The organism is Mesorhizobium sp. M7A.F.Ca.US.006.01.1.1 (assembly GCF_003997935.1).
GTDB lineage: Bacteria > Pseudomonadota > Alphaproteobacteria > Rhizobiales > Rhizobiaceae > Mesorhizobium.
In genome coordinates, this window is record NZ_RZQL01000486.1 from 1 (window position 1) to 1,244 (window position 1,244).

The 1,244-nt window shown below is 61.3% G+C and carries 1 protein-coding gene; it reads left to right on the forward strand.

The window, feature by feature from the left end; genetic code table 11:
- Window positions 1-293: 293 nt before the first annotated feature.
- Window positions 294-1,223 carry a LysR family transcriptional regulator gene (locus EN943_RS37060; RefSeq protein ID WP_127416617.1) on the forward strand — a complete coding sequence of 310 codons (930 nt, stop codon included), beginning with the start codon at window positions 294-296 and terminating at the stop codon, window positions 1,221-1,223.
- Window positions 1,224-1,244 lie beyond the last annotated feature (21 nt).

A 1,244-nucleotide genomic window follows, 5' to 3' on the forward strand; every position in this document is an offset into this window, starting at 1 on the left:
CCGCCCCCGCCGGCCTCGAATCCCCGCCAATTCGTTGGGATGCCATATGTCCTGCCCCTTCGCGCCCCGACCCGGGGGACGAAAGCCCCGCAGGCGGGCGGCCGCCGCGCCATGCCGGGTGCACCTTGTCATCGCCCGATGAATTGTCGAAACTGTACCGCAGGAAGGCAATCGGAAACATTCTGACGCGGACCTCTCCGTTCTGGCGGGTTCCGTCGCGGTTCCGACAGCCCGACACCGCGTTTCCAGTCTTCCTGCCGCGCAAGCGGCGCATTTCATTCATGGTTTGAGAAATGGACGAACTTTCAAGCATCCGCGCATTCATATCCGTCGCCGAATCCGGCAGTTTCTCCGAGGCGGCACGCAAAGCCGATTCTTCCGTCAGTACCGTCGCCCGGCACATCAAGGCGCTCGAGGACGAGTTGGGTGTGCGGCTGCTCAATAGGACGACGCGTCAGCAATCGCTTACGGAAGCCGGCCAGATCTTCTACGGCAGGGCGCGGGAAATCGTTCAGGAGCTGAACTCCGCCAAGCGGGATGCCGCGTCGTTCCAGCAAAGCGTCAAGGGCCTGTTGCGGGTGACGCTACGAATCTCGACTGGCACCACGTTGATCGTGCCGGCCCTGCCCCGCTTTCTGGAGAATCACCCGAACTTGACCATCGACGTGTCGCTGACGGACGAGCGGCTCGATCTGGTCGCCAACAATATCGACGTGGCGGTGTGGCTCGGACATCTCGAGGATTCCAGTTTCATCGCCAAGCGGCTGAGCCCCAGCCACCGCGTCGTTTGCGGCAGCCCTTCCTATTTCCGCAAGCACGGCATTCCGGAAAGCCCGTCCGACCTTGCACGGCATAATTGCCTCGTATTCAAGGCGAACTATTACGGCAATACGTGGAAGTTCGTGAAGGGCGACAACCGGGTCGACATTCCGGTATCGGGAAATCTGCGTTCGAGCAGCGGATCGGTTCTGCTATCGGCAGCGCTATCCGGGCTCGGGCTCGTCCTGCTTCAGGAATACATGGTGCGAACGGCACTACAGCTCGGCACCATGCAGACGGTTTTGACGGACTATCAGGTAAGCCCGACCGAGGCCGACACCGCGCTTTTTGCGGTATTCCCGCATTCCAGCGGCGTGTCGCCCAAGACTAGGGCCTTCATCGATTTTCTGGTGGACCTGTTTCGCGCGCGGGAGGCGACCCCGAACGTGCCAAGGTCGATCTGAAGCGCGGCGATCCTTCAGTTT